The organism is Amycolatopsis nalaikhensis (assembly GCF_030264295.1).
GTDB classification, from domain to species: Bacteria; Actinomycetota; Actinomycetes; order Mycobacteriales; family Pseudonocardiaceae; genus Amycolatopsis; species Amycolatopsis nalaikhensis.
In genome coordinates this window covers 840,651-854,701 of the sequence record NZ_CP127173.1, presented here as the reverse complement: position 1 = coordinate 854,701, position 14,051 = coordinate 840,651, and the positions used below count along the sequence as shown (strand labels likewise).

Below are 14,051 nucleotides of genomic sequence, written 5' to 3'. Positions count from 1 at the left end.
GCAGTTACTACACATTCCCTTTCGGAAATGAGCGTTTGGCTACGCGTCGTTCACCATTCCGCTCTGCACGGATTCGCTGCTGACCGCACGGCCCAAGCCGCTGCCCGCGCTATACGGGACTTAAGGTTGTTGTCGTTAGGAAAGTTGCCGTGGTGATCGACTCGCAGGGACGCCGTGCCCTGGTCCTCGCCGCCTCCTCGGCAGCTGTCCTGCTGACATGTCTATTACACACACAAGTAGGACAGTCCGCAAGAAGGTAGCCCCCGTCGTTACCGGGCCGTTACCTGATCTTGTGAGGGCGCTGGTCAGGCGGCATTCGTGCCAGCAACGCCGCGGCTGCATAGGGAGGCGAGCGAAGCGAGCGACCGGCGCGGCGGAGGCCCCAGCGGACGCGACCGGCGCGGCGGAGGCCCCAGCGGACGCGACCGGCGCGGCGGAGGCCCCAGCGGACGCGACCGGCGCGGCGGAGGCCCCAGCGGACGCGACCGGCGCGGCGGAGGCCCCAGCGGACGCGACCGGCGCGGCGGAGGCCCCAGCGGACGCGACCGGCGCGGCGGAGGCCCCAGCGGACGCGACCGGCGCGGCGGAGGCCCCAGCGGACGCGACCGGCGCGGCGGAGGCCCCAGCGGACGCGACCGGCGCGGCGGAGGCCCCAGCGGACGCGACCGGCGCGGCGGAGGCCCCAGCGGACGCGACCGGCGCGGCGGAGGCCCCAGCGGACGCGACCGGCGCGGCGGAGGCCCCAGCGGACGCGACCGGCGCGGCGGAGGCCCCAGCGGACGCGACCGGCGCGGCGGAGGCCCCAGCGGACGGCTCATCCCGAACGAATTCGCGACAGCGACCGATCTAATCGTGTATTTCCCTACTTCTCGGCAATTCGAGAAACCGAATTAGAGCATGTCTTTTGCAAATACGAATAAGGCGTGTCAAAAGTGCACTAATTGGCCTTGTCAAGCACTATTTGTCATGGGTGAGCGAATTGTTATCAGCGAGATGTCGCGAGCGAGAGTTGATCAAGACGTCACCTTGGTCCTGCGCGAGGATCGTGCGCCACGAAGGGCGAGGTAGAAGCGTGGGGAGACCATTGGGCGGCGGAAAGCCGGGGACAAGGAAACCGAATCTATCGCTCCCAAGGTGACCACAGTTTCGCTGCTCACGGCAGGTGACCACCCACTCAAGCCGACTGTTCACATGCCTGCCGGCCACTGAGTCGGGCGAAGCATCGGTAGGGCTTACGCCTGACGTGACCTGCGCCTTCGGGCTGTCGAGGGGCTACCGCTCTAACAGGTAGCTCGACAGGACAGTCGCTAGGTAGATCACCTGGACGCTGCAGGGTGATCACTTTGAGTGAAGTTGATCTACTACGGTGTCACTCAATGCGGTTGCGCTTGGCTGTCCTGAGTAGAAATACGCTGCGCAGCCTCCCCCGTACGGCGTAACGTGGATGGTCCACAACCGTGATCAACAAGGATGGCTGATGACGACCGAATTATACGCCCTCTTTGGTTAGAAAGGAGGCGATTCTCATTTTTGAAGTTCAAGGCTCGCCTATGCCGCGGGGGCGGGGTGTAGGTGGGCCCTCACCATTCGAGTATGGAGCGTATCGATGGTAACGGGGGGCGCCAGGTATCTGCAGCGTGCGCGGGATCTTCGCCACCTGCTGAATGGCGAGTGGATCTCACACATTTTGGTGGCGCTGAGTGGGGGGCCACTGCATTACAAGGAGCTGTACACCGCGGTCAGGGAATCGAGCAAAGCCTTCGATCCATGGACTGGCTCGGAGCATCCGATTCCGCGGAGAACCCTGGGGCGGACGTTGCGGAGGCTGGAGACGGCGGGGTTGGTCCTGCGTCACGAGGAGCGGGTATTTCCGCGGTCGGTGGTTTACTCGCTGACTCCAGCGGCGACGAAGCTGCTGGTCAGCGTGCGCCCGCTCATTGATTGGGCTGAGGAGCACCTGGACCTGATCGAGCGGTTGCAGAAGGCGCAGGCCGCGAAGAAGGGGCGCAAGCACGCCGACGATGAGCCTCCGGACGACGATCTGCTCGACTGGCTCGACGACCGCGGCCATCCTCCGTTCGGTCAGCTCGCTGCGGCGTTGCCCGCCGCAGACGGGCGCGTGCCACGGCGCTGAAGGAACTCGGCGAGGTTGAGCGTGTCGCTGCTCGGCTGTTGGCCGATGTCGTCGAGCGTGCTGCCGAGGAGCGCGAGCGTGCGCGGGATGGCGTCGTACTGGCCGAGGCGGGCCTGGGTGCGGATGATGTCGCGGTAGATGCTCTCGTTGTACGGGTCCAGCTTCCGGGCGCGCTCTAGCAGCACGAGCGCGGTTTCCGGCTCGGTGTCGCCGTGGAGGCGAATCAGCGCGCTTAGGGCGTCGAGAGCATCGCGGCGGAGGGATTCGCGGACGGGTTCGATCCACGCGGCGCTGAGGTCCTCGGCGAGGTCGCCGCGGTAGAGCTGGATGGCCTCGTGCAGCGGCACCAGGGCGTCGTTGCCGCTGCCGGCGCGTGGGGCCTGCAGGGCAGTGTGGAACCGCGCGATGTCGGTGGTGACGAGTTCGTCGTCCAGCTGGTAGCGGCCGTCGTCGTTGCGGACGAGGTTGGTGATCGTGCCGTCGGTGGCCTTGGTGAGTGCGCGACGCAGCAGTGAGAGCGCGTTGTGCAGGGAGTTGAACGGGCGCGGTGGGCGCGCGTCCGGCCAGACGGCGTCGTTGAGGGCTTCGCGGCGTGCGCCGTGGGGATGCAGAGCGAGGTAGACCAGCACCTCACGCTGCTTCGGTGTCAGCGCGCCGCCGAGCTCCCGTTCCTCGCCGTCGACGTGCAGGACCAGCTCGACGCGGCCCAGCACGCGCAGGGCTAGCGGTCGCTGTGGCACCCGCTCGTCGGCTTGCTCGTCTGCTGCTGGCCGCGCGGACTGGGGCGCGGATGCGCTGGTCGTCGCGAACTCGGCTGAGGTGACCTGCGCAGCTGGTTCGCGGTGGTCGGCGTCCGTGACGGGAGCCGCCGCCGTTGAACCTGGCCGGCCAAGGGCCGGGGCGGGTTGGATGTCGAGCCGTTGCACGGCCGAACGCTGTATATGCTGGTCGTCATCCCTGGTGTCGGGCGGCAGGGTTGATTCGAGCTGCCCCGGCTCGTCGACGTGGTTCTGCTCCGAGCGCGGTGGCTGCCCGTTCGCATGGTCGGCTTCAGCGTCGTCAACGGGCCTCTCGTCGCCTTCGTCGTCTGGGTCGACACGACCGCGGCCTGGGTCCTGGGGTTCGAGGTCGACCGGTCCTTCCGCCTCGCAGAGCACCGTGAACAACTCGGTGGCATCGGTGGCAGGCAGCGTGAACAGGCGTGCTCCGGCCAGGCTGTCGCCGGGGCCGGGGCTGGTCGCGCCGATGGTGCCGTCGGAGCGGACGCGGACGGTCGCGCCGGGACGCCATTGGCTGAGGAGGATACCGGCCATGCCGAGGGTGGAGCCGTTGTCGAGCACGCCTTGCAGTCGGCGTTCGGCGTGTGGGGCCGGGCTGCCGAGCAGGACGAGCGTGGCCGCTGACGGCCGTGGTGTGGTCTCGTCGGTCAGGTGGCGCGTCCGGGTGACCAGCTCGGCTTCCATCTCGTCCAGGGCGGCATCGAGAGAGTCGACCACGCACACCGTGGAGGGCAGGCGGGCGGCATTGGCACCATCGAAGATCAGGGGCAGGTCGGAGGCCGGTAGCAGGACGCGGATGCGTTGGCCGTCCCGGATGTGCTGGGCGAGTAGATGCAGCAGGATCGCGCGGGCCGCGGCGCTCGCCCCCGGCCCGAGCAGTCCGAGACCACGGGTGCTGGCGAGGTTGAGCGCGAGCTCGCGGCCACCGCGCACGCCGACCCGCGCGGGCACGGCCACGGGTTCGTTGTCCGGTTCGATGGCGCCGGCCTCGGTGATGTGGATCCGCACCGGCGCAGGTGCGGTCGCCTCGATGACCTCCACGTCATCCAGGTCGTCCAGACCGTCGTCGCCATCGTTGCCGTCGTGGGCGGTGCGCAAGGCGCGGACTACGGGCGCGATCGGTTGGTGCAGGTCGGAGCGGTCGCCGGAGCCGATCCGGTAGTGCCGGCGGCGCCACATCCGCACCGACACCGCGGCGGCGCTGATCACGCCGGCCAGCAGGAGACTGACGAAGGCGCCGGTCAGCAGGTCCAGGCCGGGCTGCCGGTCGGTCTCCTGCTCGCCGGTGGGAGCGGCGGTGTCGGTGGCGGGGGCCTGGCTGGTGCCCGGCGCGGGTTGCGTGGTGGTCGGTGGCGTTGGCGTGGTGGTTTTCGGTGGTTGGCTGGGTGGGGCCGGCGGCTGTTGCGGGTCGGGTGGTGGCTGCACGGCGGGCGGCGCGGGCGCGGGGACGTAGCCGGTGATCTTCCAGCCGGGGCGGACAAGGTGGGGCTGGGTCAGGGCCCGCCCGTCGGCCTGGACCACCCCGCAGTTGAGCTTGTAGAGCTCGGGCCAGCGGTTGCCGTCACCGAACATCCGCTCGGCGACCCGCCACAGGCTGTCGTAGACCACGGTCCCGCCTTCGCGGTGCGGGAGGCGGACCTCCTCGGTGGCCTTCACCGTCCCCGGCGGTGCCGGGGCAGACCAGTCGAGGGTCGTCGTGCTCTGCTGCTGTGCCGTGGTCGCGGGCTGCGCCGGGCCGGGATGCAACGGGGCTGTGACGGCGGCTGGCGTCAGGTCGCTGGTGAGCACCGTCGCGGTGGCCGGCGGCGTGGTAGGGGTTCGGTTGCCGAGGATCGTGAGGACGATGGTGCCGACCAACGCGGCGGCGAGCCCGCGCAGAGGCCCGCTCGGCCGGAAGTCCGGCCAGGTGATGCCGCGGGCCGCGTCGATGGCGCAGAGGGCGACATCGACGGTGAAGAAGAACCACACGATCCAGCACAAGCACGCCAGGGTGTCGAGCAGGAACTGCGCGCTCATCGGGTTGAGCAGGGTGGCCTCGACTTCGTCCCAGGTGGGGATGTGATCAGGCAGGGGCCAGCCGATGTAGTGCGTGAGTGCCCACGGCAGACCCGCCACCAGCGCGAGCAGCGCCACGGTGGCGAGCAGACCTCGCAGGACCCGGCCGGCGAACTGAACGGTGTTGACCAGCGTCCACCAGGCATGGCGGCCCGCAGTTGGTGGGCGCGGCGGGTTGTGGCGAGAAGTAGGTGATGACGCGGTCACGACGTGCTCGATTCGTTGGCAGTACGGGGTTTACGGCTCGATGTGCACCACCCCACGGACGTCTGCGGGCCGGGTTGCCGGATCTGGTATTTGAGTCCGGTCAGCACGGCCAGGCGACGTCACGTCGCCGCCGCGGGTACCCGCGCGGGCGTGTCCGCGGCGCCGACCGGTGAACCATGGGGCACTGGTGCTGTGGACGTCGGGCTCGCTGCCGACGTCTTTGTCGTGGTGGGTACTTGGCTTGCGGCCTTCTTTGTGGCAGCGGTGCTCCCGGCCGTGCGCTTGCGTTTGGTGCGGCTCGTCTTCCGACTGTCGAGCCATCGCGTGAGGTCTGCGGCTGCGATGTCGGTGAACTTCGCCAGTTCGTCGATGCCGATGACGTCCTGGGCGGCGGCGAGGACGTCGCCGAGCTGTCGCTCGATGTCGTCGAGTTGCTCGGCGACGGCGGCCCGACGCTGCGCCAGCTCGCCGATCTGCTTTGCCGCAGCGGACCTCCTTTCGCTGCGAGCAGCGTCGTTCTCTGCGACGCGACGTTCGATCTCTTCAGGTGTAGCCATAACGGCTCCTTCCGTTGAGGCGCTGCATCAGGTGTGATGCACCTGAGTGCGGTCATGGAATGACTCCGGATATTCCGCGCTGTGGTTGGGCTTGGCCGGTCCCGGAGACGGTGATCGAGCCGACGCCGACCAGGCCGAGCAGTTGCGTGGGCTGGCTGATGGTGATCGTGACGTTGACGGTGTTGCCGGCGACGGACACGGTTCCGCTGCGGCCTGCGGAGGCGAGGTAAGCGCGGGCGGCGGCGCTGGCCTGCTGCGGCGCCAAGCGAAGCGTGCCGTCGGCGCGGTAGGCGGCCAGGTCGATCTCCTGCGCGCCGGCTCGCGCGGCTTCCTGTGCCTCGCCGATCGCGCGGACCTTGGCGGCCAGGGCGAGCCCGCCGTCCAGCACCAGACCGCCGAAGGCGAGGACCGCGGTGACGACGATGACGACGAATGCGGTCACGCGGCCGTCCTCGTCGGTCCGCAACCGTTGCCAAGGCTGCTGTCGCATCGCGGTTGTCCGCCGTGTCATGGCGGGCCTCCCGCGTTGGCGAGGGTGCTGCCGCGCCACACATCCACCGGTGAGGAGAAGCTGGACTGGAAGGTGCGGGATCCTGGGACGCCGAGCATCGTCAGATCGCCCAGGCCGACGGTGCAGGAGACGGTGACGGTGACCGTCGATCCGGGACGGAGGCCCTGGGTATCGGTGGTGACGGACAGGGACTGGCAGGTGATGCCCGCGGAGGCCAGGGCCGCGTCGGCGGTGGCTTGAGCGGCAGCTGTGGCTTGGGACGGGGTGCGCGTCAGGGTGGCGGCGCGGGCGGCTTGGTGCGCGACGTCGTTGATCCGGAGCTTCGTGTCGGCCAGGCGTCCGCACAGCACCACGAAGAGCAGCAGCAGAATCAGCAGCGGGGTGAGCAGCGTGAGCTCCGCCGCGGCGGAACCACGTTCGTCCCGGCGTAGTACGGTCAACCGGGCGCGCATCGGGTGAGTGAGCCTGCGCAGGCTCTGCGGACCGGTCATGGCGCGGCTCCAGCACCGGCCGGCGGGGTAAATTTCTCCACGGGCCCAACGGCTTCGGCATGAACAGTGAACGTGACGAAGGGCACGACGCTCGTCACGGTTCCGGTGATGGTCACCGATGCTTGGTTCGCTCCGCGCTGGGCGTTGACTGAACTTCTCTGCAGTGGACCACTTCCGAGTTGAGACAGGACCCGCTGGGCTTCGGCGTTGCCTGCGGCGGCGCTGCCACCGTGTACCCGCGCGGTGGACAGTGCTTGGGATGCTGCGGACTGGGCGATGTGAGTGGCGTGCATGTACAGCGCGAACTGAGCGATCAGCAGAATCAACAGCAGCAGCACGGGTGTGGCGATCACCAGCTCTACCGTCCCGGCGCCCCGCTCGTCCTTCCGCAACCGGCGCAGGCCCGATCGCACACCCGTCCCATGTGGACGCGCAGTGGTAGTTGCTGCTGCTGCGTGTGGCTGTGCGGGCACTCGGGTCACCGGCCTTAGAGGTTGATGCCGTTGGCCTTCTGCGTGACCTTGACGACGATGATCGCGATCACCGCGATCGCCAGTGCCGCCAGCAGCGCGGTCACGACCACGGCCTCCGTGGAGTAGCCGTTCTCGTCGTGACGCAGCCGCTCCAGCTCGGCGCGGATACGGGTGAGAAGGATCTGGACTTCGGTGAACATCAGCTTCTCCCTTGACTAGTGTCTGGTATGGACAGTTCCTAGAGTCCTCCCAACACTTGAGCGAGTGCCGGAAACCCAATGAAGACAAGGAATCCGCCGAACAGCATCACCACGGGCAGGCTCATTCGTTCGGTGGCTGATTGGGCTTCACCTTCGGCGTCGGTAAGTTCGCGGGTGCGCAGGGCCGTGGCCTTGGCCGCGAGGCTGGCGCGGACGCGGGCGCCCTCGGTGCCGGCCAGGCTGATCGAGGCGGCCAGCTCGGACAGCTGGTGCACGTCGAGTTCGGTGCCGAGCTGACCGAGGGTGGCCCACGGCGTAGTGCGCGTGATGTGGGCGGTGATCAATGCTCGGCGCAGTTGTTGGAAGGCCCAGCCGCGGCCGATGCCGACTGCGTCGGACAGCGCTCCGTCGACCCCTGCGCCGCCCGCGAGCAGAACACGGATCAGGTTCAGGTAGGCGCTCAAGGCGTGGCGGAAGTTCGCCCGCCTGCGTTCGGCTTCCTGCCGCACGGTGAGGTCGGGCAGCAGGAAGCCGCCCACCGCGAGCAGCAGCCCGGCCACCGCTGGCACCTCCCACGACAGCCCGAGGCCGGCCAGCACGAGCACCAGTTCGACCAGAACCGGCAGCAGCAGCCCGGTCAAGGCCAAGGTCGCCTTCTCCGCCAGATGGTGTTGCACGCTCTTACCGGTGACGGCCAGATCACCCCGCAACCGGCGATTCGGCAGACCAAGGGATGCCAGCGGTTTGACGAACGGCTTCCCTACCCGCAGGGCCCAGCCGTCGGAGTCCGCGGTGAGGATCGGTGGCGGTGGTGGTGTCGCGTGCAGCCGGTCGACCAAGGCGCGCAGCGGGGGCCGCGGCGGGAACAACCACACCGCCAGCGCCCACAGCCCGACACCCAACCCGGCGCCCCACAGCAACGCAGAGATCATGACGGCGTCCCCTTCTCGGTGAGCAGCGCGTCGACATCGGCGTCGCGGGCGCGGATCGTGGACAGCTCGGTCAAGAACCGATCCGGCTCCCTAAGCCGCGCAATCCTTGCTAGCCAAGCGAAAGCAGCGGCGAACAAGGCGCCGACGAACAGCAGCATGATCTGGCCGAACGCCGAGTCGTACGGGGCGAGGTAGCCCCGGTTGAGCAGCACCAGCCCGATCGCGAACGCGAGTGTGGTGATCACGATGACTCGCACGCTGGTCCGGGTGCGGGCCCGCCCGGCTTCGACCCGCATCCGCATGGACGCCTGCTCGCGGGCCTCGCCGGCCAGCTCGCCGAGCAGATCCGCCAGCTGCCGGGCTTGGTGTTCGGCGGCCAGCACGAGCGCGGAGATCACCAAGTCGGCGGTCGGATCACGGAGCTGGTCGGCAAGGTGACGCAGCGACGGTGCGAGCCGTTCGCCGCGTTCGAGCCGGACGGCCAGCTCGGTGATCTCCTCCCGGATGGCCTCCGGACAGGCCGGGGCGGTGGCGAGGATGGCCTGCTCCAGGCCAGCGGCGGCGACCAGCGTGTCGCGCAGCATCTCCGTCCAAGACGCGATGGCCTCGATTCGTTCGAGGTTGCGCTTGTGGTCGGTGTTGGACCCGAGAATGCGAGGCAGGCTGACCACCGCGAGCGCGGCGAGGATGGCGCCGACTACCCAGCCGGTCACCGCACCCACGGCCAAACCGGTGATCATCGCTGCCGCCAGCCAGCCGGCGAGCTTGCGGTCGTGGTGGGCGGCCCACCAGGCGCGCCACCGCGACGGCGCCGGACCGCTGCGGGCGGGTCGGCCGCGCAGGCCGGTCCAGATGAGCAGGATGCCGGCGGCCAGGCCAGCGCCGAGCAGCCCGAACAACGCCACGGTCGCAGTCAGTGAGGTCATGGCCGCCACCACCCTTCTCGGCGCTCGGCCAGGTCGGGGTCGTAGCCAGCGGCGGCGAGCAGGTCGAGGGTCTCGGTGCGCAGCGGAGCCCCTGGCACGGCGCGCAGGTCCGGGCCTGGCCGCCAGACCTCGTTGGACACGATCTGCCGGTCATCGGCGTCGACGACCTCGCGGATCGAGGAGACCACCCGCTTGCTCGGGTCGTCGCGTGGCTTATCCAGGTGCACGACAAAGTGAAGGGCGCTGGCCACCAGGAGGTTGGTCGCCTCCATCGAGAGCCGCTCCGGTCCCTGCACGGCGTAGGCGGCGCACTTGAGGAACGCGCCCCGGCTGCTGGAGGAGTGCAGGGTGCCCATGGAGCCGTCATTGCCCATGCTCATCGCGTTGCACATAGGGATGACCTCGGGCCCGCGGACCTCGCCGACGATGACCCGATCTGGGGAGTGGCGCAGGGCCTGCCACACCAGGTCCGACATCGAGATTTCGCCGACGCCTTCCAGGTTGGGCTCGCGGGCCTGCATCGCCATCACGTCGGGGTGGGCGTCGGCGTCCTCGCCCAAGCCGAGCTCGAAGACATCCTCGATGGTGATCAGCCGCTCCCACGGCGGGATCGCCGAACCCATGGCACGCAGCATGGTGGTCTTGCCGATCGCGGTGCCGCCGGTGATCAGCACGTTGCGGCGGGCCTTGACCAACGCGGTAAGAAAGGACTCCAGGGCGAGGTCGATGGTGCCGTTCTCGCGTAGCTCGGGCAGGGTGACCTTGGCGAAGCGGTGCCGGCGGATGGACACGGCCGGGCGGGTGGTGACCGCCATGACCGCCGCAACCCGCTCGCCGGTGGCGAGCTGGAAGTTGACGATCGGGCTGCCGCGGTCGAAGCGTCGCTCTTCCACGCCGCTGCGGGTGGCCAGATCCCGGATCAGCTCGACCAGCTCGGTGTCCGAGCCGACCACCGGTGCTAGGCGGGCCCGGCGGCCGTCGGCGTAGCGGACGAACACCCGGTCGCAGCCGTTGATGTTGATGTTCTCGATCTCCGGGTCTGCCAGAAGGGGTTCCAGGCCGCCCAGGCCGAACACCTCGTCGAGTACCGCCTTGATCACGCGCTGCTCGACCTCCGGCGTGACCAGCATCCCGCCGGTCGCCGAGTTCTTCAGCTCCGCCTGCGCGTGGGCCTCGGCGGCATCTTCCAAGATCAAGGTGGCCAGCTGGCGGCGCTGCTGCGCAGCCATTGGGGCGCGGCCGGCGCTCTCGTCAGCCCGGATGCGTTCACTCAGCTTGTCCGACAGCTCCTGGCGCAGCCGTTGCCGCAGCCGCTCCACGGCCGCGGCTTCGCCGGTGGGCCGGTGGGGCAACTCCGCCGGGCCGGGCAGGTGCCGCCGGGCGAGCTGCGGATCGGCCCCGTTTGCGGTGCTGGACACCCGTGCGTCGTCGAAGGCGTGCGTGCTCATGTCCCGGTGCCGTTTCGTGTCTGCGGGCCAAGGGGCTGCAGGGCCTCACCGGGGGCCGGTGTACCGGGAACGGTCATCCGCGGCGGCGTCACTGGTGGCCTGGCGCCGTTGCCCTGGCCGGCGCGCCAGTGGGCCAGCGTCAGCGTCGCGAGCCGGGCGGCCTCCCGGCCCAGCCTGGACTTCGCGGGGCTGTGCCGGCTGTTGCTGTGGCCACCCAGCACGGCGGCGCCCTTGTCATCGCGCGGCACCCGGCCCATCACTGGAATGCCGAGCACCTGGGACACCTCGCGGGTCGGGTAGCCGTCGCCGACCAGGACGAAGCAGGGCCGGCGGGACCAGCGCTGGGCCTCTTGCAACTTGAGTGCGACGTGCGCAAGTTCGTCATCGTGCGGACGGGCCAGCAGCAACATCGCATCGGAACTCCGGATGATCGGCAGGGCCGGTGAGTCCGGATCCACCCGACCGCAGTCGACGATGACCGTCGTGTCCGGCTGGTCGGCACAACGCCGCAACGGCGCGCAGCCGCCGGACGCGAGCACGGCCAGCGCCGAGCGGGCCTGCTCGGCACCCACCGGTCCGATCACCACCCGCAAACCGCCGGGAAGCTGCTGCGCATGCTGGGCGAGCAGCCGCGGATCGGTGCTGCGCCGGGCCGCCACGGCGAGGGTGACCAGGCTGGGTGTGTCGGTCAGGCGGAAGCGGGCCATCAGGTCACCCCCGGCGGGGTCGGCCTCGACCAAGATCGGGTTCTCGCCCGCCGGCCACCGGGCGCCCAGCGCGGTCGCCAACGTGGTGACACCCGGCGATCCCTTGAGTGAACAGACTGCGACGAGCATCAGCGACCACCTCCTGAGATCGCCACCACGCTGAGCTGGCCCGCAGGTGCCGAGGCCAACGCCCGAGCGTCTGATTCGGACAGTTGCAGCGATACGACCGTGGTCTGTTCGGTCTCGCGGGCGGAGATCCCGGTCACCACCGCGGTCCAGACCGAGGTCTGCCCGCTCGGTGTGCCCGTCGTCGCGCCCTGCGGCGGCGTGGTGAGCACCAGCACCCGCGTTCCAGGCGTCAAATCGGGTGGGAACTGCCCCGATTTCAAGCCCACCGCGGCAATCGCTTGGCCCTGGGCGGGAACCTGTGGCGCGCCGAGCACCGACCGCGTCACCAACGCCCCCGCGGGCAAGCTGAACGCGACCGGCTGTCCCACCACTGTGGACGCCGCGGACGCGGGGACCACGTCCATTCCGGAGTCTGCCGCCATGCTCACCTGCTTGAGGTCCTGCGCGGACAGGACCTGGCCAACCGCGACCGGGCGAGCCAACGCCAGCACGCTTTCCCGGTCGCCCAACTGCATCCCGGCCAGCACACCGCCAGCCGAACACGCCACAACCAGCAGCACTCCCAGCAACAGATGGGGGATGCTGCGGCGCCGGTTGGCGCCGCTCAACCGAGAAGGAGCCTTGCCGGTGCCGTCACGGCCACCCCACGCACTCGCCAACGCGTCCTTAGCGGACGAGTCCTGAGTGGCCGAAACCGAGGTAGTCACCACCAACCTCCTTCAGGCACGAAGCCATCGCGACGCGTCGATGTGTTCCTCGACGAGCCTTGTCCTCACAGGGTGTTCCGTTGTGGCTGCCCGCTTCTGCCGCGCGGAGCAGCGTGCTCCTAGCCGGTCGTGATGCCCTGGCTCTCCGCGACGCGGAACGCCACCGACGCCGACGTGGTCATGTTCGGGAAGACACCGCCCTGGCCGGCGCCAGACCACGTCACGGTCCAGTTCACCGTTGCGGTGACCGGGAACGCTTCGCCGCGTTGGCCGGCCGACGACGTGCGATAGGTGTGGCCGCAATCCGGCGAGCCGCGCTTCGGATCACCACCAGCCGGGAACGGCGTGCCGGGCCCGGTGCACGTCACCGTGCCGCCATCGCCCATCGACCAGGTCACCGAGGTCGGCTTGGCCACGGCGGTCACCGACACGCCCGGTACGGACGCGGTCGCGGACACCTCGCCCCAACTGCTGCGGTCCAGCCACAGCCAGGTCGGCAGGTTCACCAACTGGACGCCGACCGGGTTGGCCTGAATCTTCGGGGTCGGCAGACGCAACTGGTTCTTCGCCTGGGCGGCGAGCTCGGCCGGGGACGGCAGTGGTACGCCGCCGGGCTGCTGGCCATCGGGAATCCACACCGGAGGCCGGTACAGCGCATCTCGGTAACCCGCTCCGGTGCACTTGTAGACATACCAGGCACCACCCGACGGCGGCTGCGCCTGCGCCAGCCGCGGCCCCGCCACCGCGAACCGCGCCGTCGCCGGCTCCGACTGCGGCCGGTACACCGCCGGCTGTGCAGTCACCGCGCCGGACCTAGGCGGGACCGTGTAGGACGCCGGCTGCACACCGCCCGGCGGCGGTCCTTGATAGTCGCTGCGGACGTACTCGCAATGCGCCAGGTTCGTGTTCCCGCCGATGATCTTGTCGCCGCCAGCGTCGGCCTGACCGGTGCTCGGGTTCCGATTCCCCGGCGTGCCGGGCTTGGCGTTTCCGTTGCCCTGGTTGCCAGTTCCGGGCCTCGGATGCTTGCCCGCACCAAGTTCACAGCCAGGGTTCGGGAACTGGCTGCAGTCGGTGTAACCCCAGATGTCGTCGGCCAGAGCAGGAACCGCACTGGCCACTAATGCGGCCATCGTCATACCAGCGACGATCCCTAGACGTTTCAACATGAGCCAAGCCCCTCTACCGCGAAGCGGGTCACTCGCCACGAGCCGTCGGACTGCTTTTTGACTTCCGCCGTGATCGCGCGGCGACCGCCTGGGTTGTCGTTGAGCAGCCGGCCGTCCTTGTACTTCAGCGAGGTCGTGCTGTCACCGCAGTCGGAAATCATGACCGTCGTCGGCTCGCCTGGTGGGTCCACACTGGACACCTGAGGGTTGATCTTGGGCGCCCCTTTGGTGACCACCCCATTGAGGTGATCCGTGTACAGGCTGCGCGTGATCACGCCAAGCGCGTCTCCCGTCGCGTACTTCGCGAGCTCGGGCGACTGCCAATCCGACGTCTCACCAGCCTTCGCCATCGCCTGCCACATCCCGGCATACGCGGCCGTCGCGTGCTGCCGCGCGCTGTCGGCCGGAGACGCCGGTGACGGCGACGTGCTACTCGTCGGCGAGGAGCCGGACACCCCAGTCGCGCCCCCAGGAGTCGAAGACGAGTTCGAACCACTGCACGCCACCAACATCAGCGCCGCGAGTCCGGCCAGAACCAGTCCGACGACACGACGCCCGCGGGCAGCGTGTACGTTGCCCTCGACCACGCGCCCCCCTCCCTCTCGAAGCCAGTGAGTAGGTCCCTT

At 69.2% G+C, this 14,051-nt stretch carries 15 protein-coding genes; 2 read left to right on the top strand and 13 right to left on the bottom strand.

What is annotated here, in order from left to right; translation table 11 throughout:
* The first annotated feature begins 292 nt into the window (after positions 1-292).
* Together QP939_RS04175 and QP939_RS04170 are read left to right on the top strand one after the other, a co-directional pair.
* Complete coding sequence (locus QP939_RS04175) at positions 293-850, top strand: hypothetical protein (protein ID WP_285455206.1); 558 nt, start codon at positions 293-295, stop codon at positions 848-850.
* A gap of 756 nt (positions 851-1,606) precedes the next feature.
* Entirely contained in the window at positions 1,607-2,134 is a 528-nt protein-coding gene (locus tag QP939_RS04170) for a winged helix-turn-helix transcriptional regulator (protein WP_285455205.1), read from the top strand.
* On the opposite strand, the gene QP939_RS04165 is transcribed toward QP939_RS04170, so the two are convergent.
* The 13 genes from QP939_RS04165 to QP939_RS04105 all read right to left on the bottom strand — a co-directional run bounded on the left by QP939_RS04165 (position 2,083) and on the right by QP939_RS04105 (position 14,012).
* Positions 2,083-5,046, bottom strand: a complete 2,964-nt coding sequence (locus tag QP939_RS04165; RefSeq protein ID WP_285455203.1) for a BTAD domain-containing putative transcriptional regulator — start codon at positions 5,044-5,046, stop codon at positions 2,083-2,085. The two genes, QP939_RS04170 and QP939_RS04165, sit on opposite strands and share 52 nt — an antisense overlap.
* Before the next feature lie 248 nt (positions 5,047-5,294).
* Positions 5,295-5,732 carry a hypothetical protein gene (locus tag QP939_RS04160; RefSeq protein WP_285455202.1) on the bottom strand — a complete coding sequence of 146 codons (438 nt, stop codon included), beginning with the start codon at positions 5,730-5,732 and terminating at the stop codon, positions 5,295-5,297.
* Between the two features lie 52 nt (positions 5,733-5,784).
* Positions 5,785-6,174, bottom strand: coding sequence for a pilus assembly protein TadG-related protein (locus QP939_RS04155; RefSeq protein WP_285455201.1), 390 nt, complete (start codon positions 6,172-6,174; stop codon positions 5,785-5,787).
* A 65-nt stretch (positions 6,175-6,239) separates the two neighbouring features.
* Positions 6,240-6,734 carry a TadE/TadG family type IV pilus assembly protein gene (locus QP939_RS04150; protein WP_285455200.1) on the bottom strand — a complete coding sequence of 165 codons (495 nt, stop codon included), beginning with the start codon at positions 6,732-6,734 and terminating at the stop codon, positions 6,240-6,242.
* Complete coding sequence (locus QP939_RS04145; protein WP_285455199.1) at positions 6,731-7,147, bottom strand: TadE/TadG family type IV pilus assembly protein; 417 nt, start codon at positions 7,145-7,147, stop codon at positions 6,731-6,733. The genes QP939_RS04150 and QP939_RS04145 overlap by 4 nt, the downstream gene beginning before the upstream one ends.
* Before the next feature lie 74 nt (positions 7,148-7,221).
* Positions 7,222-7,407, bottom strand: a complete 186-nt coding sequence (locus QP939_RS04140) for a hypothetical protein (RefSeq protein ID WP_285455198.1) — start codon at positions 7,405-7,407, stop codon at positions 7,222-7,224.
* Between the two features lie 38 nt (positions 7,408-7,445).
* Positions 7,446-8,339 (bottom strand): type II secretion system F family protein, encoded by an 894-nt coding sequence (locus tag QP939_RS04135; RefSeq protein WP_285455197.1) that lies wholly within the window; start codon positions 8,337-8,339, stop codon positions 7,446-7,448.
* Complete coding sequence (locus tag QP939_RS04130; RefSeq protein ID WP_285455196.1) at positions 8,336-9,265, bottom strand: type II secretion system F family protein; 930 nt, start codon at positions 9,263-9,265, stop codon at positions 8,336-8,338. Before QP939_RS04130 ends, QP939_RS04135 begins: the two co-directional genes overlap by 4 nt.
* Positions 9,262-10,713 carry a TadA family conjugal transfer-associated ATPase gene (locus QP939_RS04125; RefSeq protein WP_285455195.1) on the bottom strand — a complete coding sequence of 484 codons (1,452 nt, stop codon included), beginning with the start codon at positions 10,711-10,713 and terminating at the stop codon, positions 9,262-9,264. The genes QP939_RS04130 and QP939_RS04125 overlap by 4 nt, the downstream gene beginning before the upstream one ends.
* Positions 10,710-11,549, bottom strand: a complete 840-nt coding sequence (locus tag QP939_RS04120) for a CpaE/TadZ family protein (protein WP_285455194.1) — start codon at positions 11,547-11,549, stop codon at positions 10,710-10,712. Before QP939_RS04120 ends, QP939_RS04125 begins: the two co-directional genes overlap by 4 nt.
* Positions 11,549-12,256, bottom strand: coding sequence for an SAF domain-containing protein (locus QP939_RS04115; RefSeq protein WP_285455193.1), 708 nt, complete (start codon positions 12,254-12,256; stop codon positions 11,549-11,551). The genes QP939_RS04120 and QP939_RS04115 overlap by 1 nt, the downstream gene beginning before the upstream one ends.
* Before the next feature lie 119 nt (positions 12,257-12,375).
* Positions 12,376-13,395, bottom strand: coding sequence for a hypothetical protein (locus QP939_RS04110; RefSeq protein WP_285455192.1), 1,020 nt, complete (start codon positions 13,393-13,395; stop codon positions 12,376-12,378).
* Positions 13,396-13,418: 23 nt separating this feature from the next.
* Positions 13,419-14,012, bottom strand: a complete 594-nt coding sequence (locus QP939_RS04105; protein ID WP_285455182.1) for a hypothetical protein — start codon at positions 14,010-14,012, stop codon at positions 13,419-13,421.
* Between the last annotated feature and the right edge of the window lie 39 nt (positions 14,013-14,051).

Bases quoted from the DNA above. Each gene is read 5' to 3' on its own strand.
- QP939_RS04170 (WP_285455205.1), top strand. From the start codon at position 1,607: ATGGTAACGGGGGGCGCCAGGTATCTGCAGCGTGCGCGGGATCTTCGC.
- QP939_RS04160 (WP_285455202.1), bottom strand. From the start codon at position 5,732: ATGGCTACACCTGAAGAGATCGAACGTCGCGTCGCAGAGAACGACGCT.
- QP939_RS04150 (WP_285455200.1), bottom strand. From the start codon at position 6,734: ATGACCGGTCCGCAGAGCCTGCGCAGGCTCACTCACCCGATGCGCGCC.
- QP939_RS04140 (WP_285455198.1), bottom strand. From the start codon at position 7,407: ATGTTCACCGAAGTCCAGATCCTTCTCACCCGTATCCGCGCCGAGCTG.
- QP939_RS04135 (WP_285455197.1), bottom strand. From the start codon at position 8,339: ATGATCTCTGCGTTGCTGTGGGGCGCCGGGTTGGGTGTCGGGCTGTGG.
- QP939_RS04130 (WP_285455196.1), bottom strand. From the start codon at position 9,265: ATGACCTCACTGACTGCGACCGTGGCGTTGTTCGGGCTGCTCGGCGCT.
- QP939_RS04125 (WP_285455195.1), bottom strand. From the start codon at position 10,713: ATGAGCACGCACGCCTTCGACGACGCACGGGTGTCCAGCACCGCAAAC.
- QP939_RS04120 (WP_285455194.1), bottom strand. From the start codon at position 11,549: ATGCTCGTCGCAGTCTGTTCACTCAAGGGATCGCCGGGTGTCACCACG.
- QP939_RS04110 (WP_285455192.1), bottom strand. From the start codon at position 13,395: ATGACGATGGCCGCATTAGTGGCCAGTGCGGTTCCTGCTCTGGCCGAC.